This is a genomic window from Xanthomonas cannabis (assembly GCF_040616535.1).
Taxonomy (GTDB): Bacteria; Pseudomonadota; Gammaproteobacteria; order Xanthomonadales; family Xanthomonadaceae; genus Xanthomonas; species Xanthomonas cannabis.
Window position 1 is genome coordinate 3,002,815 of sequence record NZ_CP136580.1, and the last position, 23,886, is coordinate 3,026,700.

The following is a 23,886-nucleotide window of genomic DNA, read 5'->3' on the forward strand; positions in this document are numbered from 1 at the left end:
TCATCGGTTGCTTGCTCCCTCAGCATTTCCAATGGAAATTGGTTCGACCGTTTGTGGCCCCACCGCTTGAGGCGCGCCAGCTCCGATAGCGGGCATTTGATCGACTCTCGCGTCCGGCATCTCGGCAGCACCCTGCGCCGCCGGGGCAGCTTGGTCAGCCGGCGCATCGAGTGCTTCGGCATCGTCAGCCGGAACGGGTACTCCCTTCGAGTAGTCCGTATCGGCCCGGTATTCGGCTACTTGGAAGCCGAGCGGATTCAACACCCTGTCCTGCTCGGAGAACGCCACGTCATTACGATAAGTAAAACGCATTGTGATAATCCGGCTATCCAGATACCTACTGACGCCCGTTCGCTTGTCAAATAGGCTGCGCTGAATACGCACTGACGCACCGCTGAACCCACCATCAGGACGTGCATCGAGCGGGGTCAAGCTCAGAATCTTGACCCGGATCGCTTTCTCACGGCCATACATGACAAACGGATTTGCCGGGTTTGCTTTCGCGTAAAGCTGCCGGTAGGAGGCGGCGACCGAGTCAGATGACATCAAAAAGACCAGATCCCAATCCCGCAAACCCATCAACTGCGAATCATAAGATTCACGCGCCAAGACATATTGCGCGACGTTGCTCCGATTAATAGCTTCGTTCGTGGTAATTTTTTCGCCCTGGAACGTTCCGGTCAGGCGAGCGACGGTTGCCGTTCCGGTATAGGCATCGGCCATTACCAAGAAGGGGACTTTCTCCTTCAGTGGAAGGATATAAAAATAGCCGCCTGCCAAAATCGTTGACAAAACTACCGAGCATCCCGCAACCATCCAGGCACGTCGCTCGCTCTTGCGAGCCATGTCGGCCACAGTGATTTCATAACTGACGGCCTTGGCGACAGACTGCTCTACCTTGGCTCCCGCGGCTTCCTTCTTACGGAACATGGGTTATCCGTTGATTACCAAATACGATCGTTGGGCCCGCACCCACCGGGGAGCGGCAGAGGGATCTACTGATTAGCGCCAGGCTTGGCGGCCGAGCTTGATGCCGGCTGTACAACGATCTTGTTGCCGACAACCACAACCGAGACACCCTGGCCCGCATAGACAGCACTCAGGCTGGCTGCAGCCTCATTGACATTGGTACTAGAAATTTCAGCCACCGCACCAAATAGCGTGTAGTCAGAAAGAATCTTGTAATCCAGGTCCATGCTGGAATCCTTGGCCCATCGCTCCAGCATCGCCTTCAAAGTCCCGTCCATAGGCGTCGCCTGGTAGACGTAAGACTTATAAAGCGGAATTTCCATGGTGGTCTTGGCAAATCGATTGACAGGTTTCCACCGTCCACCGAAATCAGGGGCAGCCTTGGTCGCGCAAGCGCTGAGCAAGAGAATTGCACCCGACACTACACACATTTTTAGGACCTGCGCTTGCCTCACGCTACATCTCCATGGCGGGAGTGATGGCTTTCGCCAGACAAGTTCACTTCGGCCACTGGCTTGAATGAACCCAGAAGTATCTTTCGCCAAGCACCTGCTCGAGCCTCGGCGCACCTGCCCGAGACCCCAAGAAAACCAGGACGGAAGAAACAAATTTGATTGAAAAATCATCGAAACGTTCCATGTTAAGCCCCGACGGAGCCGCTCCGGCTCGCCACAGATCTAACCCTAATCTTGACTTGTCAATTTGCACTGATAGTGAAGCTACGTCAAGCATTAGTTAAAATTTCAGCAAGTCGGGCGCAATTCCAACAATTAGCGTGATATAGATCACAAAATATCGATTGGCGCTATGTCCACTTTAGGCAACAGTCTGGATGTGAAATATTTGTCTTCGTAATACTTGATCTTGTCACACTTGACAGGATGCGGAATACCCTCGTATAGAAAGACCTCTTTAGCCATGCCCATCGCCTTGAGCTCCTGCGGCAGCATCAGCGCCCGACGCTCCTCTGACACGCTATGCGTGGTCTCCCGCCCCCTGGTGACGTTCTTCTTCTTGATGGTGGTGTAGCCCAGCATCTCGGAGTAGTCGTTGGCGTCCTGCTGTTCGCGTGGTGCGTAGAGGATCTGCAGGGCGTGGTTGGTGATGATGGTGCGCGACAGGTCCTTGCCGTAGGTCGCATCCAGCTGAGCCATGCTCTGGATGATGGGCAGCAGGCGGATGTTGTAGCCGGCCATATAGGCTACAGCGGTGGCGATGATGTCTACCTTGCCGATCGAGGTGAATTCGTCCATGAGCAGCAAGCATTGATACTTGAGCTCCGGGTTGGACTTCGGCAGCTCACGGGTATTGAGGTTGATGATCTGGCTGAAAAGCAGGTTGATGATCAGGCGGCTTTCGGCCAGCTTGTTGGGCTGGATGCCGATGTAGATCGTCATCTTCTTCTTGCGCAGGTCCGTCAGCAGAAAATCGTCGGCGCTGGTGGCAGCGTCCAGCACGGGGTTGATCCACGCGTTGAGCGGTTCTTTCAAGGTGCCCATGATCGAGGCGAAGGTCTCATCCGCCTGTGACAGCATGTTGGCAAAGGCCGACTTGGCGTTACTGCTGAGGAAACGCCGCTCCGACAGCGACTTCAGGTACTTCTTCAGGTCGGTACCGTCGCCCGACGAGAGCCGGTAGATTCCGCCCAGCGTGGGCGCTCCTGCCCCGCCCGGGAAGCCCAGCGACAGCTCTTCGTCCCAGTTCTCGAACAGATACAGGGCAAAAGCCATGAACGCATTGCGCGCCTGGCTGACCCAGAATTTCTGGTCGTCCGAGCCATCCGGATACAGCATCGCGGCGATGCTCATCAGGTCCGAGACGCGGAACGCCGGGTCGTTCGACACGTAGGTCAACGGATTCCAGCGATGCGTGCGCCGGTCTTCGGCGAACGGATTGAACAAGAAGACTTCGTGGCCCTGACTCGCACGCCAACCACTGGTGAGATCGAAGTTTTCCTGCTTGATGTCCAGGACGACGATCGATTCCTGGTACTCGAGCAGGTTAGGGATGACGACACCGACACCCTTGCCCGAGCGCGTCGGCGCCGCAAGGATCACGAATTGCTGCCCGCTCAAACGCACCAGCTTGCCGTTGAACTTGCCGACGACGATGCCGTTCCCGCTGGGCTTGAAAAGACCGTGCTTGGCAAGATCGGCGGCGCCAGCGAAGCGTGCGTCACCATGCAGGGCTCGCGCCTTCGGCTTGAGGATCAATGCAATCGCAATGAGCCACACGATTCCTGGCAGACCGAAGCCAATGACACCGGACATCTTGATCTTGGTGGCGAACGGAGCGACTTGCGGCAAACCCAATGCGCTGAAATAGCGGTAATAGGTATCCCAGCTGTACAGGGCCGTATCAAGCCGCAGCAGGAGCAGCGTGATATAGCCGGACAGCAAGTACCCGGTGAGCACAGCGACCAAGGTGGCAATCGCAATCGTTTTGGGTTTGGACATGCGCCCTTCTCCTTAGGCTTGCATCTGACGACAACTAGCGACGAACGACGGGCTTATGATCGATCAGGCCGGACTTGCGACCCCCGCTCTCACTTTCGACGAGAGAGTCAATCCATACCTTCGCCTGATCCAGGGACAGATCGGGCGTGATTCGCGCCCCCGCATCGGTAACGACCGCGTACGCCACAACAGCATCAGGCGCATACATCTCATCGCGCGTGATCGCCACGACGCGATACCCTCCCCTGGTCAGCACGGTGTGCTGATACTCGTCCATCGCCAGCCTTCCTTTCCGTCAGCGCGGGTGGGATGTTAAAGCAGGACGTGTGACGGAGAAAGCGCTTTCGGTGGACTCACGCGACCGTACTGGCCGGACAGCACTGGTCCGGAAGCGGTGCGGGTGAGCCTGGATTGGATCAAACCTTGGGGAGTGGCAGCTAGCCAAAGGCATCAACCGATCGTAGAAGCCAGCTGCTTGCATTGGCGACGCGCCCGAGTCGTCCGAAGTAGCGTTCAGTTAGCTGGTCGAGCGACCCGCGCAGGCGGCAATCGCGCATAGGCAATAAGAAAGAATGAACTCCGCAGCCCTATCGTAGATCGGATGGGGTTGGCCGCAACATCGTCCCGGGGCCGCGGCAACGTGGACTAGTCACATGGGGAGCATCTTGCAGGCTCACCGCCCAACAGACACAACCAACCACCGTTGCGCAAGGCTAGATCCGAGGCATCTTAAACGCAGCGAAGAAGGGTTGAAATCGATCATCGAAGATCTGGCCAAGGACAGGCCGAAGCAAGAGAAGCTTCTGAGCAACGTCACTTCTGGAGTCAGTGGCAGACGTCGTTGCCGATCTTGAAGCCACCCAAGCCCTTATGTTATCTGGACTTGAAGTGGTGGGCGGTACAGGGTTCGAACCTGTGACCCCTACCATGTCAAGGTAGTGCTCTACCGCTGAGCTAACCGCCCGAATCCTGCGCCAGCATTGCGCTGTGCAGGGCGCGCATTCTAGCGCAGGGTTTTGAGGATCACAAGCCCTCATTGCACTTGGGCGACGTCCTGCCCTACCCCAGGCTTGCCGCCTTCAACCTCTGGATCTGGTCACGAATCTGGGCCGCAGCCTCGAACTCCAGATCCTTGGCGTGCTGGTACATCTTCTGCTCCAGGCTCTTGAGCTTGCCGGCGATCTCGGCAGGCTTCATCGCACGATAGTCCGGCGCTTCTTCGGCCACCTGACGCGACTTCGAACGCCCCTTGCCAGCCTTCTTCTCGGCGGCGTCCTCGCGGGCACCCTCCATGATGTCGGAGATCGGGCGCGCCACCGACTTCGGCGTGATGCCATGCTCAAGGTTGTACTCGACCTGTTTTTCGCGACGCCGGTCGGTTTCGTCGATCGCCGCCTGCATCGAGCGTGTCATCTTGTCGGCATACAGGATGGCCTTGCCGCGCAGATTTCGGGCAGCACGACCGATGGTCTGGATCAACGAGCCGGTCGAACGCAGAAAACCCTCCTTGTCCGCGTCCAGAATCGCCACCAGCGACACCTCCGGCATGTCCAGGCCTTCGCGCAGCAGGTTGATGCCGACCAACACATCGAACTTGCCCAGGCGCAGGTCGCGGATGATCTCCACGCGCTCCACCGTGTCGATGTCCGAGTGCAGATAGCGCACGCGAATACCGTGCTCGCCCAGGTATTCGGTGAGGTTTTCGGCCATGCGCTTGGTCAGCGTGGTGACCAGCACGCGGTCACCGAGCTTGATGCGCTCGTGCACCTCGGACATCAGGTCGTCGACCTGGGTGCCCACTGGGCGGATCTCTACGACTGGATCGATCAACCCCGTTGGACGCACGACCAGCTCGGTGATTTCGCCGGCGGACTCGCGTAACTCATAGGGTCCCGGGGTCGCCGACACATAGATGCTGCGCGGAGAGCGCGCTTCCCATTCTTCGAAGCGCAGTGGCCGGTTGTCGAGTGCCGACGGCAGGCGGAAGCCGAATTCCACCAGCGTTTCCTTGCGCGAACGGTCGCCCTTGTACATCGCGCCGATCTGCGGAATGGTCACGTGGGATTCGTCGATGACCAGCAATGCGTCCGGCGGCAAGTAGTCGAACAATGTCGGTGGCGGCTCACCGGGCGCCTTGCCGGTGAGGTGCCGCGAATAGTTTTCGATGCCGTTGCAGAAGCCTACCTCGGCCATCATCTCCAGATCGAACTGGGTGCGTTGCGCCAGGCGCTGCGCTTCCACCAGCTTGTTCTGCGAATACAGCTGTTCCAGCCGTTCCTTCAGCTCTTCCTTGATCGTATCGACGGCGCTGAGCGTGCGCTCGCGCGTGGTGGCGTAGTGCGTCTTCGGATAGACGGTGTAGCGCTGCAGCTTGCGCAGGGTCTCGCCGGTCAGCGGGTCGAACAAGGTCAGCTGCTCGACATCGCCGTCGAACAACTCGATCCGCAATGCCTCGGTATCGGACTCGGCCGGAAACACGTCCACCACCTCCCCGCGTACGCGAAACGCACCGCGGGTGAGCTCGAATTCGTTGCGCGTGTACTGCAGGTCGGTGAGGTGACGGATCAACTGCCGCTGGTCGATGTGCTCGCCAATCGACAGGATCAGGCGCAGCGACAGGTAATCCTCAGGTGCACCCAGGCCATAGATCGCCGAGACGGTGGCGACCACCAGCGAGTCACGACGCGAGAGCAGAGTCTTCGTCGCCGACAGGCGCATCTGTTCGATGTGCTCGTTGATCGAACTGTCCTTCTCGATGAAGGTATCCGACGACGGCACGTAAGCCTCGGGCTGGTAATAGTCGTAGTAGCTGACGAAGTACTCGACCGCGTTGTTCGGGAAGAACGACTTGAACTCGCCGTACAACTGCGCTGCCAGCGTCTTGTTGGGCGCCATCACCAGGGTCGGCTTCTGCACCTGCTGTACGACGTTGGCGATGGTGTAGGTCTTGCCCGAACCGGTCACCCCCAGCAGGGTCTGCTTGGCCAGGCCGGCCTCGAAGTTGGCCACCAGCTTCTCGATGGCAGCGGGTTGGTCGCCGGCTGGAGAGTACGGGGAGACGAGTTCAAAGCGGTCGGTCATGGAGCGGATCTCGGGGGAGGACGGTACGAAATCTCGTAGGTCGATGCCGGTAAAAACCTGACGCTCACTTGGGTGAAGCAAGCGTTCCCTGGCATGCGACCAACACGGAGACTGCTCGCTCGACCTCAGGGAGAGCGCGATGGAAGCAGTGACTCGTTCGAGCGCGAGAGGGTACACCGCAGTGCAGTTGTTGGTCGTGATGGCAGTCATAGCCATCACGTCAGCCATCGGCCTGCCGAGCTTCCAGAGCGTTCTGGAGTGGCAGCGGGCGACAACCCGAGTGCATTTGCTCACGGCACATCTTGCGATGGCAAGAAGCCTGGCCATTACACAACGCGTTCCGATGAGCATGTGCCCATCTGCCGATGGGGCAACCTGTCGGCCAGACCGGGTGTGGAGCCAGGGCTGGATCCTGTTCAAGGACCCTGACCGCCACGGACAACCAGCGCAGAGCGCCGCCGTTCTAAGAGTCATCCAGTATCCGGCGACCGGCGATATCGACGTCACCTCGAACCTCGGCAGGCCTGTCGTGCGGTTCCTTCCCAGCGGCCGAAGCAGCGGCACCAACATCACCATCAGCCTGTGCAGCAATGCCAAGCGGCTCGCAGACGTTGTGGTCAACAACGCAGGGAGAGCACGCGCCGTGCGCTATACCACGCCCACCAGCTGCCGGCGCTCATAGGCCCAAAACAAAGAGGCCGCGACTAGTCGCGGCCTCTTCTCACATCTTGGCGCCCGAAGTTGGACTCGAACCAACGACCCCCTGATTAACAGTCAAGTGCTCTAACCGGCTGAGCTATTCGGGCGGGGAGGCGTATTCTAGACGCAACTTTACGTCAGTGCAACACCTTGAGTGAGCTACCAGCAGCCGGCAGTGGCTGAAGCATTCGGAGTCTTCACCCCGGCCTGGTTTAAGGTCATTGTGCCGCACGTATCCCGCAGCTGACTGCCTTGCGGCGTCGCAGTCAAAGTAAAAGCGGATTGACTAGCAGCGACTGTGATCAAGTACTGCGCAGTCCCACCTTCACGCGGCGATTGGATGGTGGTCGAACCATTCCCAAAGCGAAAGTTCGCATACGTGTTGTTCGTGGTATGCGAGCGCTCGGCCAGCTGCGCGTATTCAACCAGATCCGCCTTTGCCTGTGCACGGCGTGACTTGCGTATGTGTTCAGCATAAGAAGGATAAGCGACCGCAGCCAAGATTCCCACGATAGCGACCACCACCATCAATTCAATCAAGGTGAAACCATGACCCCCAGCATATTGAGACAGCCGACGAGAGGCGAAGCGGGATAGACGTGGCGACACTGAAACCTCCTTTACTGAATCTGGCGCCAGGATTGGCGGCCGCAAGGATAAGGAACATACATGGGCGTGGCGCCTGCCACGTTGACGACCATCCAGCAACCCGAACCTGGCGGAACGACTGGGGCGGCTGAGCCATCCTTTGGATTGACCTTGGGTTCAAGTCTAGGTACGACCGATACCCCCACATCCTTCACAGGGGCGTTTCCGCCTGTATTGAGTGAAATACCGGCAGCACCGCTGGCGAGCGTGGAACCACTGATCCCACCCATTCGAACACCAGACAATGCGCCCACGCCAGTACGCGAATTCAGGCCAAATAGCCAATTCACGCCATCGGTGCTGCAGCCGCTACTTGCAGCGAGCGGCGCATATGTGGGCATGAAGAGAATTCCCGAGACAAGCTCCGGATAACCCACGAATCGCTCGCCGGCGGGCAAATCCACGTACCATCCAAGAGCTGTTGCCGGAGCAGTACCTGCTTGCAAGCTGCGCGTCGCGCCGCCCGTAGCAGTCGCGACCGAATAGGGGGTCAGGTTCGCTCTACTTAGGGTCGTGGCGATCACACCATCCACCTGATCCGTAAAACCGTAAAGGCTTTGTGTGTGCTGCCCGGAACTTGGCAGGCTGTCGTCGTTGAACGAAAAGCTACCAGTACCAAACAGCACGAGGACTCCGCCATTTTCACCAGAAGCAGCCTGTAGTCCACCGGTAATGGGCTGCCGGTAGGTGCGCCCACCTTCGGTATACGTCCCCGTAATGAATGCAGGAACGGTTACCGAAGTTGCGGTCGACGTAAGATCGAACTTCCAGATCGCACCGCGAAGATCGGCGGCATAAACCGTGTCCGCATAGCCATCCCGCGTACGAGCCGGCATACCGGACGGGTCTACTGTTAAATTGTCCACGCGATCCAGGACAATGATATTGCCCAGCCCGTTCCGGCCACTGATCGCGTTCCCCGGTTCCGTCGCCTCGATCATACGGACGACCGGAGTCGACGACGTTCCGATGTCCACTACAAACAATACGGCTTTGCCGCTGGCGCTGTCATAGCCGTTACCGAAGATCGCTTTCCAGCTCACAGTGCCATTGGCAGCACGTATCGGGACAATGACGGGCTTGCCGAGCACATGTCCGATATTGGAACGCACCGCGGCATCACCGCTGAGGTCGTTGATTTCCCAAAGTCGACTCCCGCTACCGAACGCACCCGGATTAGTGACATCCAGCGCAAACGCGCCGCGGCCACCGGCTCCGGTCGTACCAACCAGCGTCGTCTTCCAACTGTTGCTGTAGTAGGTATCTCCCACTGCCAGCGGGCCATCAACGAAATAGCGATGATCAAACGGCTGAGCAGATCCTTTATTAGCTTGATATGGCAATAACAGATTACCCATGTGCCCATAGGACGTCGCCGGAATATAGGCAAAGCGCTCACGTCCACCACCACCCGTGACCGTCCCACTGCCATTCATCCCGCCATCGAAGGCGTGCATCATGCCGTCGTTTGCGCCCGCATACACCATATAGCCTTGATTGGCGCGCTTAGTATTGAGGTAGTTAGTATAGGTTGTTCCCAACGTTCCACCCAGAGCGCGGTATCCGTAGTCATCGACAGGCGCACTGATCAACGGCGCAGAATTGATGATGTCGCCCAGCACCGTGCTGCGATCGCGCAACTTGCCTTTCTGCTGCACCTCACCGCTTCGGTCGCCGAGTAAATAGCTGGCCGCCGTAGCAGCGGTCGCCCCGAGATCGGTCAGATTCTGCGCTGAGCAAAGTGCTTGACCGGGATAAAGAGTCTGGGAGAGTCCACAGAGTCCGCTCAGACTGACAGTTGTTCCGTCGAACTTACGTACGTTACTACCATCGTTGAAGAACACATTACGGGCAGTAGGTGCCGGCATCTGCTCGGAAGCCTCCCAGAACGGCGTAAAACGTGCTTCTCGCGTATCCGGATCTACCGAGGCTTGACTAGCCCTCAGCTTACTGGACCAATCAGTTCCGTTGTTCTTGATCTCGTATTCGGGCGACACGGTCAGGGAACCTGCACCAATGCGCGCGCCCGTCAACGCCAAGGTTCCGGAAGGCGAATTTGCAGCACTGGCGGCAGACAGTACACGCCGCATAGCGCCGGTTACTTCCGCAGGACTTTTGGCATTGATGAACTGGCCACGGCTATTAACGGTGGCATGCCAAAGCTCGTCAATGACACGACCATCATCATCGGCAGTTGGATTCCCATTGGAATTCCAGTCAGGAGCACTGGCATAGGGATCGTTGGTGGCCGCTTGGTTGACCTCATATATCCTGCCCTGAGCGCCCAACGTGATCGCATAGAAATTCATATGCAGATCCTTCTGGCAGTCTAGCCGCTTCCAGTCCGCAGACGTCTTTGAGAGTGTTGCGCACTTGTCGTCAACAGGCACCAAGCCCGCAGGAAAACTCGGACCAGTTACCAATGGAGTAGATGTGCCGGAATAATAGGCCGCAGCAACGTCAGCAATCGTGTCGCTGTAAGCGTCAGCGAATGGGGCACCAGGAAAATTAGTCGTGCCTGTAGAGTCGGCGTTACCATACCCACCGACGGTATTACTAGTATTCGTATAGCCATCGGTGAATAGCATGCCGCCATTCTTCTGGCATGCACGTAACACCGGCGCCCCATCCCCCGCTCGCGCAAACTGTTTACCCAGATAATCGACGGCACTACGATTTGGCGTACCACCACTGGGCTCGAGACGGTAAATTTGCTCGAATAGCGATGTCCGTGAGACATCATCATCGATGTTGTACATGGTCACCGGTGACAGATTATTGATGGTGAAATAGCCCACACGCATCTTGTCAACAGCAGCCAATGCTCTCGATTCCGAGCCAATGATGGAAAGAATTCGATTTCGGTGATATTGGAACCAGTTCGCGAAATTCTTCTTCGCGTCGTTATACGCGCTTGTTGTAGGATCGTAATTTGCCTGCAATATCTGGTAACGACGCAAGTTGCAGCCAGGACCGCACGCATTCGTAATGATCGGGCGATTAACGTCGCTAACTAGATATCCCGGCGGCGCAGGCGCCGCGGCCGGGAGATAAAATGTTGCGGGGATATAAGAAATTTGCACGGAGCAATCAACAGCTATCGAAGCGCTAGAGTTAAGAGTTACCCAAAACCCATTGGTACCAGCAAGTCCGTTACTGTTATTGTTGCTACACACCCTCGTATTTGCTGATGTGCGATACCGTGTTTGGGCGGGAACCGTCATTCCAGCCATAAACCTAAACGGGCTATCGTCCGCGTTCTCTCTGCGCGCACCAAGACTCACAATAGTTCCGTACTTACTCATTTTTATGTCGTTGTCACTACCCCCGTAAACTTGCGGATCCCGTGAATCAGCTCTAGCTCTATCAAAATCAGCAGACGGCCACAACCCCTTGTTGGCATCATTACCTACAGCCAAACTCCACGGATCGTACGTGAGACTCGGATCATAATAACCTGAATTATATGCTGATGATCTCGCGAAGCCAAATTGATCCAACGGTGGAATAGCTACACCCGGATCATATGAAGAGTTGTAATCAGGAAACGGGAAAAGATAAAGGTAGCAATCATTGTAATTAAAAGTATTTCTACCAACTTGATATTGACAGCTCTCTCCCACTTCAGAAAATACACCTGCAGAACTAAAGAAACTCGTGCCATTCCAACGCAGACGCCCATCCCCACCCTTGAAGATGCGCTCAAACGTCATCGAATTCGAGTCATCGACTGCCATGATGAAAGCCGGCGGAACCGATGTCGCGTTATTCAGCGGAGACTGCGCCAGACCACCCTGGCCTTGCGCGGCAACCAGGCTGTAGACGAAGTAGCCGCCAGCTGCGGCAAGCACGATCGCGGAAACGACAGCGGTTCGGAAAATGCGACGGGACATGCCGGCAGCCTCAGAGCTTGAAGATGGTGTCGATCGATGCCGATGACGAGGCATCCGTCACGGCATCGTTGGAGAATGTGGTGATTTGGTACACAGGCGTCACGGGGTCGAGCGGATCCCCCATCGCAAGTGATCCTCCACCGATGATGCACGAGTCGATGCGCCGTACGTTGACCGCTTCATTCACCGTGGTTGCCTTGCTGCGCCCCCATGCAACCGGGTCAAATGCCGCATCACAGTTCTGCTGGATATCGGTATCGACTAAAGGCGCGCCTGTCGGCGCATCCGTACGATTGGCGATTGCCTCGATGGCACGCTCGCTCCGACGCGTTACTCCTTCGGCATTCTGAAAGGCGATATTGGTGGCCAGGTAATTGGATGCCATTTTTTCCTGCATCCCTGCCACTTGCATCCCGGCAATGCCGATCAATGCTAATAGGAGCAGCATGATCAGCGCAACGTAGAGCACCGCACCATGAGGGCGAGCGGCCAGGGGGCGCAGGTGAGCGTATGCATTCATGGGTCAGTTTCCGAACAGTCGGTTACGTAAGGCGATCGTGGACTCGTACGTCATCCTGTATCGCCCGTCAGTTTGAGCTGCTGGCGCAAAAGACACTCCTAATGCGCTTGGATAGCGCACCGCAGTCGTCGGTTTCTCAGCTGTGGAAGGTGAAGGACTACGGGCGAGAATGCCGACCTGGACCTGCCCCACTCGCCTCCATTGCCCAGCTGCAGCAGCATCTGTGCCGATGGAAACATCGCTTGCGATGGCCTGCGTGTTGATGTTCCCTAATGGTGGAGAGGTCGTGGACATACTAGCGGTCTGATCAAGACCGAACAGCAACTGCAGATTTTCGATACCTTCAACCAGCTCCTCTGGTGTTCCGTAATCGTCAAGACCGTTCGAGCGCGCACGCATAAGCGCCGGCTCGCCCGTTGTTGCCGAGGTTCCCACGTAGTACGCGAATGATTCGGCTCTGTAAATTAACGCCTGCCCCGTCGGCCTCGCCGAATAATTTGACAAATTCGTTCCATTCGCAGTGACCTTGCCGCTGGCGTAGACACCCTTGAATACCGTTGCATGTGCGCAATCAGCGATTCCAAATAAAGTGGGAGCGGCCTGGCCGCCCTCGGTCAAGCGTAGGCCACTAGTGGCATTGAAGTTGACCACGCTGTTACTACCCGACGTCAGCCCAGTAATCGGCACGCTCTCTGGCGCCAGGTAGCGCAACACGAGGATGTCGCTACCTCCGCGCGGGTTGAGCTTGGAAATCGATGCTGGCAGATTCGTTGGTACCGCCCAGTTGGCTCCGATCGTCAGGATATCGGTCGGTTTGGTGTTGGGCGCTTCGTAGCCCTGAACGCTAACACTGAAATCCAGCGGATGGCCTGAGCCACTAGCGGCCCCGGTAGTTACCACCGGGTCCCCCTCACCACGCACAAAATGCGCTTGGTCATTAACGCAGCCGAAGTGCCCTGCCATGCGGATGTCGCGCTGCAGAAACTCCAACGCAAACCGTCCGTTCTCCTGCGCACGCGCACTTCCTTCTGCAAGCATCGATGCGGTACGGGATGCCGAGAAGACCTGAATCACTCCCAGCATCAACACAAGGCCGATCACCATGGCGATCATCATTTCGATCAAGCTGATACCGGCAATTGCAGGCTTGGACGGGAAGCGGGGAGTCATAGCTGAGACACCAAGGTGAAGGTTGTGAGCGCATTCGGGTTGCTTGCATCCCAGCGCTGGTCCCCCCAGCTGATGCCTACGGTGACTTGGCCGTTGGTATTTAGCACTGTCGCACTGGCGCCCTCTCCCAACGCCTGTACCACCTGACACTTCCAGCGTGCGATGTTGGTTGCGACCGTGAGATCGGTTCCAAGGGGTCGGCTGCAACTGGCAACTGTGACCGTGTTGGCGGAAAAGGTAGCGTCGGTATACCAGGCCGATTGGAAGCGATTGCTGCGCATCTGGTCTAGTAAGTCGTACGCCAGGTTAGTGGCCTGAGTACGATAGTTGGCGCTCTGCACGAACCGCACGTTAGCGGTCTGCAATAGCGCAAACCCAAGCAGACCAAACGCAAGAACGACGATGGCGATCAGCACTTCGAGCAAGCTGAAGCCATCGGACCGGGAGCGCGATACGAAGGATCGGGGAAGCATCATTGGCAGGCGCCTTTCTGGGACGTGATCTGACCGGCGCCATTGACGACCAACGTGCGGCGCAATGCCTGCCCATCACACATGGTTGGCTGCAGCGTGATCTGCTGGTTGGTGGAAGCAAGCCTACGCCCCCTCCCATCGAAAGCAATCGCAGTGCCGGACGGGCCGTAATTGCTCAGCGACCGGTCTATCGAAACGAAACGCAGAACGGTGTCGCCACTCTTGAAAGCGCCATCTCCATCGGTATCCGCCCAAGCCAGCATTCCGCTCGCCCAGTTATTGTCGCAGGCCGTTCCCGACGCACTGCCGCAAACTCCCCCACCTCGGCGATTGCGTATCGCTTCGCTGCGGGCAAGAGACAGTAGCCCGATGGTCTCATTGGCGCTACTCGCGACGCGATTGGAGCGAATCACTCCACGAAAGCTTGGAAACGCGATGGTAAGCAAAATCGCCAATACGGCGATTGCAATCATCAATTCGACAAGTGTGAAGCCGGTAGATCGGCGATAAGACATTGGACGCTCCCCAGCGTGACTTGCTCAAAATGCATCGCCCCCCCCGCTGGAAACAAGCGCCCAGGGGATGAGCGGTCGTTTCAGGGGCACCGACGTGCGCCCCCCCCGGGGGGTCCCATGTGGGCGGGCCGCACCCAGCTCAAACCCTTACCCCTTCCCGTCGAGAGGCCTTCGCTTTAGGCGGACTCTAGGTCACTACCCGATAACAAGGCCGGTAATCCCCCGAGATCTTCATCCGGCGCTGTTCGACGAAGCCGCGCAGCAGCTCGTCCAGGGCCTGCATGATGTCGGGGTCGCCGTTGATTTCGAACGGGCCGAACTCTTCGATGCGGCGCATGCCGTCTTCCTTGACGTTGCCGGCGACGATGCCGGAGAAGGCGCGGCGCAGGTCCGCGGCCAGGGCTGGTGCCGGGCGGCCGTGATGCAGGTCCAGGGCGGCCATGGCTTCGTGGCTAGGCTCGAACGGTTGCTGGTACTCGAGCGGGATGTGCACCGACCAGTTGAAGTAGTACGAGTCCTTCTGGTCCTTGCGGTGCGCGCGCACCTCGTGGATGCCTTCGGCCATGCGGCGCGCCACGGCGACCGGGTCGCCGACGATGATTTCGTAGCGGGAGGCGGCGGCATCGCCCAGGGTCAGGCGGATAAAGCGGTCGATCTGCGCGAAGTACGGCGCGGCGATAGTCGGGCCGGTCAGGATCAGCGGGAACGGCAGGCCCGCATTTTCCTCACGCAGCAGAATGCCGAGCAGGTAAAGGATCTCTTCGGCCGTGCCGACACCGCCTGGGAACACCAGAATGCCGTGGCCGATGCGGACGAAGGCCTCCAGGCGCTTCTCGATGTCCGGCATGATCACCAGGTGGTTGACGATCGGGTTGGGTGATTCGGCCGCGATGATGCCGGGCTCGGTCACGCCGATGTAGCGCGTGTGGTGCTTGCGCTGCTTTGCATGGGCAATCGTCGCGCCTTTCATCGGGCCCTTCATCGCACCCGGGCCGCAGCCGGTGCAGATGTCCAGGCCGCGCAGGCCGAGCTCGTAACCCACCTGCTTGGTGTAGAGATACTCGTCGCGCGAGATGGAATGCCCGCCCCAGCACACGACCAGGTTCGGGTCCGACGGCTGCAGGATGCGCGCATTGCGCAGCTGCCCGAACACCGCGTTGGTGATGCCTTCGCTGGTATCCAGATCGCCGCGCTGGGCCTCAAGCTCGATGGCCATGTAGGCAAGGTCGCGCACGACGGCGAACAGCAGCTCGGCCACACCGCGAATGATCTCGCCGTCCACGAATGCCATCGCCGGGGCATTGATCAGATCGATGCGGATACCGCGGTCCTGCTGGTTCACCTGGATATCGAAATCCGGATACAGGTCGCGCGCGGCGCGCGGGTCGTCCGAGGCACTGCCACTGGTCAGCACGGCCAGCGCGCAACGGCGCAGCAACTCGTGCATGCCGCCACTGGAGGCATCGCGCAGCCGGGCCACTTCCGCCTTGGACAAGACGTCCAGGCCACCACGCGGGTAGATCCGCGCGTCCACCACCGGCAGCGCCCGTGCTGCCGTACTGCTGAGTTCCATAGCTTGCTCCTGTCGTATCTCAGGAACTTTAGCGTACTCACCCGCCGAAAAGAAAACGGCCGGGTTGCCCCGGCCGTTTCCGCAACACACGACACGCTAACCGCAATCAGAACTGGTAGCGGAAGCCCAGCTGCAGCGCCCAGCGGGAGATGCCACGATCGTCATAGACCGTGGACTGGTCCGGTGTGTTGAAGCGATACACGTACTTGCCGCTGGCCGCGTCGATACCGCCGTACTCCACGACACCACGCATGCCCGGGAAGCCATACTCCTCGACACGGCCCCACTTCTTGTTGAGCAGGTTGCCCACGTTCATGACGTCAAGCCAGAGGGAGGCCTTGTTGTCCTTGAAGAAGCCCGGGATCTCCTGCTCGATATGCAGATCGAACTGGTTGATCCAGGAGTTGCGTGCGCCGTTGCGCTCGGCGACCTGACCACGGCGGGCAGCCAGATACTCGTTGCCTTCGATGTAGTTCCAGAACGCCTGCTCTTCTCGAGCGGTACCGAACAGCACATCGCCGCGACCGGCCGGGATGTACAGCAGGTCGTTCAAGCGACCGTCGCCATTGGCGTCGTTATCGAACGCATAGCTGTACGGACGACCGTTGCGGCCCTGGTAAATCAGGCCCAACTTGGTTTCGTAATCGCCGAAGAACGCATGCTTCCAGTTCAAGGTGCCGAGGATGCTGTTCTTGACCTCATACGCAGCGGTCGAGGCAACATTTTCGTTGGCCTGGAAGACCGCGTTGTTGCCCAGCTGCGAACCCGAGGTCGAACTGGTCAGGCCGCTGACTTCATCGGCGTCGGTGTAGGTGTAGTACAGGCCCCACGACCAGTCGCCGCCATTGAAGGGCTTGTTCAGGCCGACGGTAAAGCTCTCGCTGCCACCCTTGTCGGTTGGACGCGCGATGATCGCATCGTTGAAACGCGGATCACGCGAACCGCGCGCATCGACCACCGAGGCGGTGCCGCGCACGCAAGCCGCCGGAGCGCCGGCACCGGTCGGGTTACGGCCGTCCTCCAACCAGCAGGCCGGATTCAAGCCTGCAGTATTCCAGTACAGGTTACGACCATCCTGACCCACGCGGCTGGTATTGCCCAGATTGAGCTGCTGGTAGTAGATCGCCTCGTTGACCTTGGTCACCACCGCCTCGGCAGATGCCACGATGCCGTACCAGGGGAGTTCGGTATCGAATGCCAGGTTGGCCTTCCACACCGACGGCTGACCCAGCTTGCTGTCGACGAAGTCGACGGACTGCGTAGCGCCATTCAACGAACCATTACCAGTCGGCTGATTGTTGATGTCAGGCGTGAAGCGAATGCCGTTGGTGTTCACCAGCGTCTGGCTGGAGAAGTTGTAATCGGTATACGCCAGGCCGGTGTTGGAGTACGGGTTGGACAACCACACGGTTGCCGCGGCACCCTGGAACAGGCCTACGCCGCCGCGCAACTGGGTGGGGCGATCGCTGTCGAATGTATAGTTGAAACCGAAGCGCGGCTCGAACAATCCGTTGCCATCGATGGTCTGGTCGTTGCGGAAGCCGAACAGCGTCGACGCGGTTGCATTGTAGGCCGGGCTGTTCTTGACCATCGGCTCGTCATAACGCACACCGAACGTCAGCGTCAGGTTGTTGTTGACGGCCCAGGTATCCTGCAAGAACACGCCGACATTACGCATGCCCCAGTTGGCCGCGATGTCGTCGATGTTGCCGCTGTTGGAGCGCGAATAACGGTAGTTCAGCGGACGATTGGCTGCGTAATCGGCAATCGAATTGAACGTGTAGGAACCGAAGACGCGCTGACCGAACAGATTGAACAGGTCGTTATCTTCATAGTCGAAGCCGAACTTGACGGTGTGGTCGTTCAAGAACAACGTGCCGGCAAAGAAGGCATTCCACGTTTCGGTCCGCAGTTCGTTGGCCTGGGTGCTCTGCTCAGTCCCCAGGTTGACCGTGTTGTTACCGATCCGCACCGCTACGGCTGGCAGCTGCGACGCTGCGGTACGCACTGCCGAGTAATCGCGGTACGACACCTTGGCTTCCGTGGAGAACGTGTCCGTCCAGTCACTGAAAAGCTGCGCCGTATACGTCTTGAGGCTGAAATCGCGAACGTAGTGGAACGAATTCAGCGACAGCGCCTGATTGCCGAAACCATTGAGATTGGCAGTGCTCTGCTCGCTCTCGCCGTAACGAACCGACGCACGGTGCTTGTCGGAGATATTCCAGTCGAGCTTGAAGCCCTTTTCTTCCGAGTCCGAATCCAGGGCCGGTAGCGCCAGGGTTCCCGGGTCGAAACCATAGACATTGCGCGAGATGTCGATGATCTGATCGACCTGCGCCTGCGAAATACCGACGATATTGCTCTCGCCCGATCCGAGCGGACCGTAGCCGGAAGCGCCGGTGAACACGCCCTTGCCCTTGTACTTTTCGTAGTTGGCGAAGAAGAACAGCTTGTCCTTGATGACCGGGCCGCCCAGGGTCAAACCGTAGGTGGTTTCGTTATCGAACAGCTGCGGACGGATGTCGTTCTGGTTCTTGCCCGACCAATCGTTCTCACGGTAGGTGCCGTACACCGATCCGTGGAATTCGTTGGTACCGGACTTGGTGACCGCATTGATCACGCCACCGGTGGCGCCGGTGATGGTGACGTCGTAGTTGGCCACGTCGACGGAGATCTCGTCGATGACATCCATCGAGAACGGCTGCCGAGGCGTCGGCAGGCCGTTGGATTCGAGACCGAACGCGTCGTTGGTGCTGATGCCATCGACGCGGATCAGGTTGAAGCGCGGATTCTGGCCACCCACCGAGATCTCGTTACGCGCCTTGTCGGTCTGCGCCACACGCGGATCCAGGCGCACATAGTCCTGCAGGTTGCGGTTGATCGACGGCAGCGATTCGATCTGCTCGCGGGTCACGTTGGTGCCGGTGCCCATCTTGTTGGCGCTGAACAGCGCCGAGCCGTAGTCGCCACCGATGGCCTGCACCGCGCCAAGCGTGGTGACGTCGCCGCCAAGGGAAGCGTCGACGCTATTGACCTGATTGAGGTTCAGGTACACGCCCTCTTCGGTCTTGGTGCCTTCGCCGGACTTGGTGATGGTGATCGTGTACGGCCCACCCACACGCAGGCCGCGCGCGTTGTAGCGTCCGCTGGCATCGGTGGTGGCGCGGCTGACGGTGCCCGATTCGACGTGGGTGATCGTGACTTCGGCATTCGGGACCGGCTGGCCGCCGCTGCTGGTGACCAAACCAGCGACGCCAGCGGAGGTGCTCTGGGCAAAGACAGGGGCAGCAGCGAGTGCGGCGACAAGGCCAAGCGTCAGCTTGGACATGCGAAGACAACGGGGGTGGGTCATTTCGGTAGCCTCGATACAGGTTGGGCAGTGACAAAAAGGCGCAGTCAGCCCAACCGTTCCCGGGGGTGGGCTGCCGATGATCTGGGGTCCCTTGCCGCGCGGCTGGTTGCTGCCGCAACGGTTAACAACAGATTAACACGCTAAGGCCTGATTGTGACGGCGGCGTGACAAAGTTCGCGCAGTGCAACATGAACTGCCTATGTGAAGGCTCACATGCCAGGTTGCACGGGGTCGCAGAGAGAGCGAGACGTGCGTCTCGGCATATCGAGGAGTCGCGGCTTGGAGTCTCGCCGCGCACTCACCACGCCCTTCCGCGCGGATGGCGGCAACCGGTCAGGCGACCGGCCTGATGACAAGCGTCTTAAATCGAAACCGGCAGCTTGAAGTACGTGCCCAAGCCATCCAAGAACATCTGCACCGAGATGGCGACCAACAACATCCCCATCAGACGCTCGACAGCGGTTAATGCGCGGTGACCGAGCAGCTTGTACAGCAACGGCGCCGAGGCCAGGATCGACGAGGCGCCGATCCAGGCGATCATCAGCGCCAGGCTCCAGTCCCACAGACGCGTGGGCTCGTTACTGCCCATCAGCATGACCGCGGCCATGCCGGACGGGCCAGCCACCAGCGGGATGGCCAGCGGCACGATGAAGGGTTCGCCATCGGGGATCTCGCCCATCAGGCCCTCCGGCCGCGGGAAGATCATGCGGATGCCGATCAGGAACAGCACGATGCCGCCGGCGATCGCCACCGATTCCTGGCGTAGATGCATCAACTCCAGCGCGTATTTACCGCCCCACAGGAACGCCATCAACACACACAAGGCGATCAGCAGCTCGCGCGCCAGCACGAAACGCTGGCGCTTCGGCGGCAGCGGCTTGAGCACGCTGAGAAACACCGGGATGTTGCCCAGCGGATCGAGAATCAAGAACAGCAGCAGGGCTGCCGAAAGGATGGTCATGCCGAAGGGCTCCAGATCGCACCGCGGTGCGGAGCACCTGCCATGGACAACAGGGTGACGCAGGCCGACGCCGCCACTGCGGGGTCGGCCGCCTGGCTGTCTTCCTGATGGGTAAAGGCACGCGCACGCAACGCGGTGCGCATCGGGCCAGGCTGCAGGCCGTGGATACGCACCGGGCCGGCGGCGGTCTCGTGGTGCAGGCTGGCGATCAAGCCGTGCTGGGCGTACTGGGCAGCCCCATACGCGCCCCAGTACGCCTGACCGATCCGTGCAGCATCGTCCACGACGAACACCACTGCCGCATCGCGCTGCTGCCGCAGCAGCGGCAGGCAGGCCTGCGTCAACCATGCCCGTGCGGTGAGGTTGACGTGGATGCTGCGGGCGAAGTCTGCCGGCGCCGCGAGTTCGGCCGGCGTCAGACCGCCGAACTCGGCCGCACACTGCAGCAGGCCGTGCAGACCGCCCAGTTCGCTCTGCAACCGTTGCGCGAGCACCGCATAGTCGTCGGGCGTGGCACCTGCCAGATCCAGCGGATACAGCAATGGCTCGGGGCCGAGCTTGGCCACCGCGTCATACACGCGCTCCAGCGGCCGCAGTTTGCGGCCGAGCAGCACCAGCGTGGCACCGGCCGACGCGCACGCCTGTGCAGCAGCGCTGCCCAGCCCGCCGGCGGCGCCGGTCACCAGCACGACCCGCCCGGCCAAGGCAGCCGCTTCGGGCTGGCCCTGCACTTCGGTCACGGCTGATAGGCCTCGCTGACAATGCGCTTGAGCTCGCCGGCTTCGAACAGTTCCAGCGTGATGTCGCAACCGCCGATCAACTCGCCGTGGATGAACAGTTGCGGGAAGGTCGGCCAGTTGGAATAGCGCGGCAGATTCGCGCGCACTTCGGGTTCTTCCAGCACGTTGACCGTGCGCAGCTGGTCGGCGCCGGCAGCGACCAGCGCCTGCACAGCGCGACTGGAAAAGCCGCACATCGGGTACTGCGGGGTGCCTTTCATGAACAGCACGATGGGGTGTTGTTCGACTTCGGCCTGGATCCGTTCCATCACCGGCATTGGACTCTCCTGACTGGGAGCGGCAGGCCCGACCGCCGGGTCGGATAGACTTCCGCAAAGGCGCGCATTGTAAGCCTTCACGCGACCTGCCGCCGGACTCCTTTCGCTGCCCTTGCCACCATGCCGATCGAACACGTTGCACTGCCCTACTCCCGCGCCGCCCTCGAGCCGCACCTTTCGTCCGCGACACTGGAGTCGCACCACGGCATCTGTCATCGCAACGAAGTCGAACGGCTCAATGCGCGCATTGAAGGCAGCGAGTTTGCCGAGCTGACGCTGGAAGAGATCATCGCGCAGGCGCAGGGCACGCTGTTCCACCTGGCGGCACAGGTGTGGAACCACAACTTCTACTGGCAATGCCTGCGCCCACGCGGCGGCGGCGAGCCGCTGGGCAGGTTGGCCGACAGCATCGCCGCATCGTTCGGCGATTTCGTGCATTTCAGACAGGAATTCAATCGCGTGGCCTTGAGCACCTTCGGCTCCGGCTGGACCTGGCTGGTGCAGCGCCCGGATGGCACCCTGGCCATCGTTGCCACGCCCAACGCCTCCACGCCGCTCACCGGCCCGGACACCCCGCTGCTCGCCTGCGACATCTGGGAGCATGCGTACTACCTGGACTACCAGCAGGACCGCGCGCAGTACCTGGACGCGTTCTGGAAACTGATCAACTGGGACTTCGTGGGCAGCCGATTGAGCTGACCCTCGCAGCGGCAACCGATTCGGTTACCGCTCGCAGCACAACCCACGCGCTTCAACAGCGCACGCCCGTCTTTCCTGTCCTTGAGCGGCATCCCGGCACACTGCCGAACGTGGGCGCCGCCGCGTAAACCGCAACGCGCCAGGTCAGCCTTCCTGCAGACGCCCGACCACCGGCGCGACCTGTGCATCGCGCTGCAATGCCTTGCCCGCCTGCACCAGCGCAGTCGCCAGCGCCTGCGGTGTATCGGCACGTACGCTGGCATGCCCGACCTTGCGGCCCTCGCGTGCCTGCTTGCCGTAGTCGTGCCAATGCCCGCCCGGCACGGCCAGGAACGCACCCGCAGCGGGCATGCTGCCCAGCCAGTTCAGCATGCAGGCATGTCCACGCATCGCGGTGCTGCCCAATGGCAGGCCAAGCACCGCACGCACATGATTTTCGAACTGCGAGGTCTCGGCGCCTTCGATGGTCCAGTGGCCGGAGTTATGCACCCGCGGCGCGATCTCGTTGGCGAGCAGCTGGCCATCGCGCACGAACAGTTCCAGCGCGAACACGCCCACGTAGTCCAGCCTGTCGGCAATCGCACGTGCATGCGCTTCGGCGGCCGTCTGCAACGCCTCGTCCACCCGGGCGGGCGCGAGACTGGCCGACAGCACACCGTCCACGTGCCAGTTTTCGGTCAGCGGCCAGGCACGGAATTCACCGTCGCGGCCACGCACGGCGACTACGCTGACTTCGCGTTGAAACGGCACGAACGCCTCAAGGATCAGCCCCACCGTGGCCGCCTGCGCGCCCAGCGCGCCCCAGGCGGCATCGGCGTCTGCAAGCGTCTTGATCCGGAACTGGCCTTTGCCGTCGTAGCCGAAGCGGCGGGTCTTGAGCACGCACGGCGCACCGATCTGCGCCAACGCCGCATCCAGGCCAGCGCGATCGTCGATGGCGGCGAACGCCGGCACCGGAATGCCCAGCTCGCGAAACAGGGTCTTTTCGCTAAGCCGGTCCTGCGCCACCGCCAGGGCATCCGGGCCTGGGAACACCGGTACCTGCGCGGCAAGGTGCTGCGCGGCGGCGGCCGGCACGTTCTCGAAATCGAAGGTGATCACATCCACTTGCGCAGCGAATGCGGCCAGGGCCGCCGTATCGTCGAACGCGCCAACCTGCAGCGGCGCCAGCTGCCCTGCGCAGGCATCGGCCGCCGGGTCGAACACCGCAAAGCGCAGGCCGAGCGGCGAACCGGCCAGCACCAGCATGCGCGCCAGCTGGCCGCCACCGAGAATGCCAACGGTGCTCATTGGCGCGGGTCGTCGCTGGCCATCACATCGTCGGTCTGCCTGGCACGGAACTGCGCCAGCGCATCACCGATCTGCGGCAGCTCCCGCGCCAGCATCGCCGCTGCGAACAAGGCCGCATTCGCTGCGCCGGCATTGCCGATCGCAAAGGTGGCCACCGGAATGCCGGCGGGCATCTGCACGATCGACAGCAGCGAATCCATGCCGTTGAGCGCCTTGGACTGCACCGGCACGCCAAGCACCGGCACCGCGGTCTTGGCGGCCAGCATGCCCGGCAGATGCGCCGCGCCGCCGGCACCGGCGATGATTGCGCGCAGGCCGCGTTCGCCTGCCTGTTCGGCGTAGGTGAACAACACATCCGGCGTGCGGTGCGCGGAGACCACCTTGACTTCATACGGCACGCCCAGCGCATCGAGCTTCTGAGCTGCGTGTTGCATGGTGTCCCAATCCGAACGGGAGCCCATCACGATGCCGACCAGCGGCGCGGAGTGGTTGGAGGTCATGGCCCTGCCCTGCGGTAAAGACGTATTCTA

At 60.1% G+C, this 23,886-nt stretch carries 20 protein-coding genes and 2 tRNA genes; 2 read left to right on the forward strand and 20 right to left on the reverse strand.

The window, feature by feature from the left end; translation table 11 throughout:
- The 6 genes from RZV17_RS12780 to uvrB form a co-directional block, all read right to left on the reverse strand.
- On the reverse strand, nt 1-930 hold the full coding sequence (locus RZV17_RS12780) for a virB8 family protein (protein ID WP_166748852.1): 930 nt from the start codon (nt 928-930) through the stop codon (nt 1-3).
- Between the two features lie 65 nt (nt 931-995).
- Complete coding sequence (locus tag RZV17_RS12785) at nt 996-1,400, reverse strand: hypothetical protein (protein ID WP_039407516.1); 405 nt, start codon at nt 1,398-1,400, stop codon at nt 996-998.
- 354 nt (nt 1,401-1,754) lie between these two features.
- Entirely contained in the window at nt 1,755-3,425 is a 1,671-nt protein-coding gene (locus RZV17_RS12790; RefSeq protein WP_355603936.1) for a type IV secretory system conjugative DNA transfer family protein, read from the reverse strand.
- A 34-nt stretch (nt 3,426-3,459) separates the two neighbouring features.
- Nucleotides 3,460-3,702, reverse strand: a complete 243-nt coding sequence (locus tag RZV17_RS12795; protein WP_039407510.1) for a hypothetical protein — start codon at nt 3,700-3,702, stop codon at nt 3,460-3,462.
- A 612-nt stretch (nt 3,703-4,314) separates the two neighbouring features.
- Nucleotides 4,315-4,389, reverse strand: a tRNA-Val gene (locus RZV17_RS12800).
- A 95-nt stretch (nt 4,390-4,484) separates the two neighbouring features.
- Nucleotides 4,485-6,506, reverse strand: a complete 2,022-nt coding sequence (uvrB, locus tag RZV17_RS12805) for an excinuclease ABC subunit UvrB (RefSeq protein ID WP_355603939.1) — start codon at nt 6,504-6,506, stop codon at nt 4,485-4,487.
- A 139-nt stretch (nt 6,507-6,645) separates the two neighbouring features.
- Between uvrB and RZV17_RS12810 the strand changes: the two genes are divergently transcribed.
- Nucleotides 6,646-7,188: a Tfp pilus assembly protein FimT/FimU gene (locus RZV17_RS12810; RefSeq protein WP_184371396.1), complete on the forward strand. Its 543-nt coding sequence runs from the start codon at nt 6,646-6,648 to the stop codon at nt 7,186-7,188.
- Between the two features lie 47 nt (nt 7,189-7,235).
- Here RZV17_RS12810 and RZV17_RS12815 read toward each other — a convergent pair.
- From RZV17_RS12815 to grxD, 12 genes are all read right to left on the reverse strand, one after another.
- A tRNA-Asn gene (locus RZV17_RS12815) sits at nt 7,236-7,312 on the reverse strand.
- Nucleotides 7,313-7,364: 52 nt separating this feature from the next.
- On the reverse strand, nt 7,365-7,814 hold the full coding sequence (locus RZV17_RS12820; protein WP_355603942.1) for a type IV pilin protein: 450 nt from the start codon (nt 7,812-7,814) through the stop codon (nt 7,365-7,367).
- Nucleotides 7,815-7,825: 11 nt separating this feature from the next.
- Nucleotides 7,826-11,746, reverse strand: coding sequence for a PilC/PilY family type IV pilus protein (locus tag RZV17_RS12825; RefSeq protein ID WP_355603945.1), 3,921 nt, complete (start codon nt 11,744-11,746; stop codon nt 7,826-7,828).
- 10 nt (nt 11,747-11,756) lie between these two features.
- Nucleotides 11,757-12,266 (reverse strand): PilX N-terminal domain-containing pilus assembly protein, encoded by a 510-nt coding sequence (locus RZV17_RS12830; protein WP_184371389.1) that lies wholly within the window; start codon nt 12,264-12,266, stop codon nt 11,757-11,759.
- A 3-nt stretch (nt 12,267-12,269) separates the two neighbouring features.
- Entirely contained in the window at nt 12,270-13,436 is a 1,167-nt protein-coding gene (locus tag RZV17_RS12835) for a PilW family protein (RefSeq protein WP_184375179.1), read from the reverse strand.
- Nucleotides 13,433-13,909, reverse strand: a complete 477-nt coding sequence (pilV, locus tag RZV17_RS12840; RefSeq protein ID WP_039407550.1) for a type IV pilus modification protein PilV — start codon at nt 13,907-13,909, stop codon at nt 13,433-13,435. Before pilV ends, RZV17_RS12835 begins: the two co-directional genes overlap by 4 nt.
- On the reverse strand, nt 13,909-14,424 hold the full coding sequence (locus RZV17_RS12845; protein ID WP_184375180.1) for a Tfp pilus assembly protein FimT/FimU: 516 nt from the start codon (nt 14,422-14,424) through the stop codon (nt 13,909-13,911). Before RZV17_RS12845 ends, pilV begins: the two co-directional genes overlap by 1 nt.
- A gap of 187 nt (nt 14,425-14,611) precedes the next feature.
- Complete coding sequence (ppnN, locus tag RZV17_RS12850; protein WP_166751391.1) at nt 14,612-15,997, reverse strand: nucleotide 5'-monophosphate nucleosidase PpnN; 1,386 nt, start codon at nt 15,995-15,997, stop codon at nt 14,612-14,614.
- Between the two features lie 106 nt (nt 15,998-16,103).
- Nucleotides 16,104-19,349: a TonB-dependent receptor gene (locus tag RZV17_RS12855; protein ID WP_355603950.1), complete on the reverse strand. Its 3,246-nt coding sequence runs from the start codon at nt 19,347-19,349 to the stop codon at nt 16,104-16,106.
- A 361-nt stretch (nt 19,350-19,710) separates the two neighbouring features.
- Nucleotides 19,711-20,310 carry a YhgN family NAAT transporter gene (locus RZV17_RS12860; protein ID WP_039407493.1) on the reverse strand — a complete coding sequence of 200 codons (600 nt, stop codon included), beginning with the start codon at nt 20,308-20,310 and terminating at the stop codon, nt 19,711-19,713.
- A complete protein-coding gene (locus RZV17_RS12865) occupies nt 20,307-21,050 on the reverse strand; it encodes an SDR family NAD(P)-dependent oxidoreductase (protein ID WP_104580461.1) in 744 nt (247 codons plus the stop codon). The genes RZV17_RS12860 and RZV17_RS12865 overlap by 4 nt, the downstream gene beginning before the upstream one ends.
- Nucleotides 21,047-21,367, reverse strand: coding sequence for a Grx4 family monothiol glutaredoxin (gene grxD, locus RZV17_RS12870; RefSeq protein ID WP_039407489.1), 321 nt, complete (start codon nt 21,365-21,367; stop codon nt 21,047-21,049). The genes RZV17_RS12865 and grxD overlap by 4 nt, the downstream gene beginning before the upstream one ends.
- A 120-nt stretch (nt 21,368-21,487) precedes the next feature.
- Between grxD and RZV17_RS12875 the strand changes: the two genes are divergently transcribed.
- Nucleotides 21,488-22,066 carry a superoxide dismutase gene (locus tag RZV17_RS12875; RefSeq protein WP_047693152.1) on the forward strand — a complete coding sequence of 193 codons (579 nt, stop codon included), beginning with the start codon at nt 21,488-21,490 and terminating at the stop codon, nt 22,064-22,066.
- A 144-nt stretch (nt 22,067-22,210) separates the two neighbouring features.
- On the opposite strand, the gene RZV17_RS12880 is transcribed toward RZV17_RS12875, so the two are convergent.
- Nucleotides 22,211-23,356, reverse strand: a complete 1,146-nt coding sequence (locus RZV17_RS12880) for a 5-(carboxyamino)imidazole ribonucleotide synthase (RefSeq protein WP_355603956.1) — start codon at nt 23,354-23,356, stop codon at nt 22,211-22,213.
- A complete protein-coding gene (gene purE / locus RZV17_RS12885; protein WP_355603959.1) occupies nt 23,353-23,856 on the reverse strand; it encodes a 5-(carboxyamino)imidazole ribonucleotide mutase in 504 nt (167 codons plus the stop codon). Before purE ends, RZV17_RS12880 begins: the two co-directional genes overlap by 4 nt.
- Between the last annotated feature and the right edge of the window lie 30 nt (nt 23,857-23,886).

Excerpts from the sequence above, each read along its gene's own strand:
- RZV17_RS12780 (WP_166748852.1), bottom strand. The coding sequence starts at position 930 with ATGTTCCGTAAGAAGGAAGCCGCGGGAGCCAAGGTAGAGCAGTCTGTC.
- RZV17_RS12785 (WP_039407516.1), bottom strand. The coding sequence starts at position 1,400 with ATGTGTGTAGTGTCGGGTGCAATTCTCTTGCTCAGCGCTTGCGCGACC.
- RZV17_RS12790 (WP_355603936.1), bottom strand. The coding sequence starts at position 3,425 with ATGTCCAAACCCAAAACGATTGCGATTGCCACCTTGGTCGCTGTGCTC.
- RZV17_RS12795 (WP_039407510.1), bottom strand. The coding sequence starts at position 3,702 with ATGGACGAGTATCAGCACACCGTGCTGACCAGGGGAGGGTATCGCGTC.
- uvrB (WP_355603939.1), bottom strand. The coding sequence starts at position 6,506 with ATGACCGACCGCTTTGAACTCGTCTCCCCGTACTCTCCAGCCGGCGAC.
- RZV17_RS12810 (WP_184371396.1), top strand. The coding sequence starts at position 6,646 with ATGGAAGCAGTGACTCGTTCGAGCGCGAGAGGGTACACCGCAGTGCAG.
- RZV17_RS12825 (WP_355603945.1), bottom strand. The coding sequence starts at position 11,746 with ATGTCCCGTCGCATTTTCCGAACCGCTGTCGTTTCCGCGATCGTGCTT.
- RZV17_RS12830 (WP_184371389.1), bottom strand. The coding sequence starts at position 12,266 with ATGAATGCATACGCTCACCTGCGCCCCCTGGCCGCTCGCCCTCATGGT.
- RZV17_RS12835 (WP_184375179.1), bottom strand. The coding sequence starts at position 13,436 with ATGACTCCCCGCTTCCCGTCCAAGCCTGCAATTGCCGGTATCAGCTTG.
- pilV (WP_039407550.1), bottom strand. The coding sequence starts at position 13,909 with ATGCTTCCCCGATCCTTCGTATCGCGCTCCCGGTCCGATGGCTTCAGC.
- RZV17_RS12845 (WP_184375180.1), bottom strand. The coding sequence starts at position 14,424 with ATGTCTTATCGCCGATCTACCGGCTTCACACTTGTCGAATTGATGATT.
- ppnN (WP_166751391.1), bottom strand. The coding sequence starts at position 15,997 with ATGGAACTCAGCAGTACGGCAGCACGGGCGCTGCCGGTGGTGGACGCG.
- RZV17_RS12855 (WP_355603950.1), bottom strand. The coding sequence starts at position 19,349 with ATGACCCACCCCCGTTGTCTTCGCATGTCCAAGCTGACGCTTGGCCTT.
- RZV17_RS12860 (WP_039407493.1), bottom strand. The coding sequence starts at position 20,310 with ATGACCATCCTTTCGGCAGCCCTGCTGCTGTTCTTGATTCTCGATCCG.
- grxD (WP_039407489.1), bottom strand. The coding sequence starts at position 21,367 with ATGCCGGTGATGGAACGGATCCAGGCCGAAGTCGAACAACACCCCATC.
- RZV17_RS12875 (WP_047693152.1), top strand. The coding sequence starts at position 21,488 with ATGCCGATCGAACACGTTGCACTGCCCTACTCCCGCGCCGCCCTCGAG.
- RZV17_RS12880 (WP_355603956.1), bottom strand. The coding sequence starts at position 23,356 with ATGAGCACCGTTGGCATTCTCGGTGGCGGCCAGCTGGCGCGCATGCTG.
- purE (WP_355603959.1), bottom strand. The coding sequence starts at position 23,856 with ATGACCTCCAACCACTCCGCGCCGCTGGTCGGCATCGTGATGGGCTCC.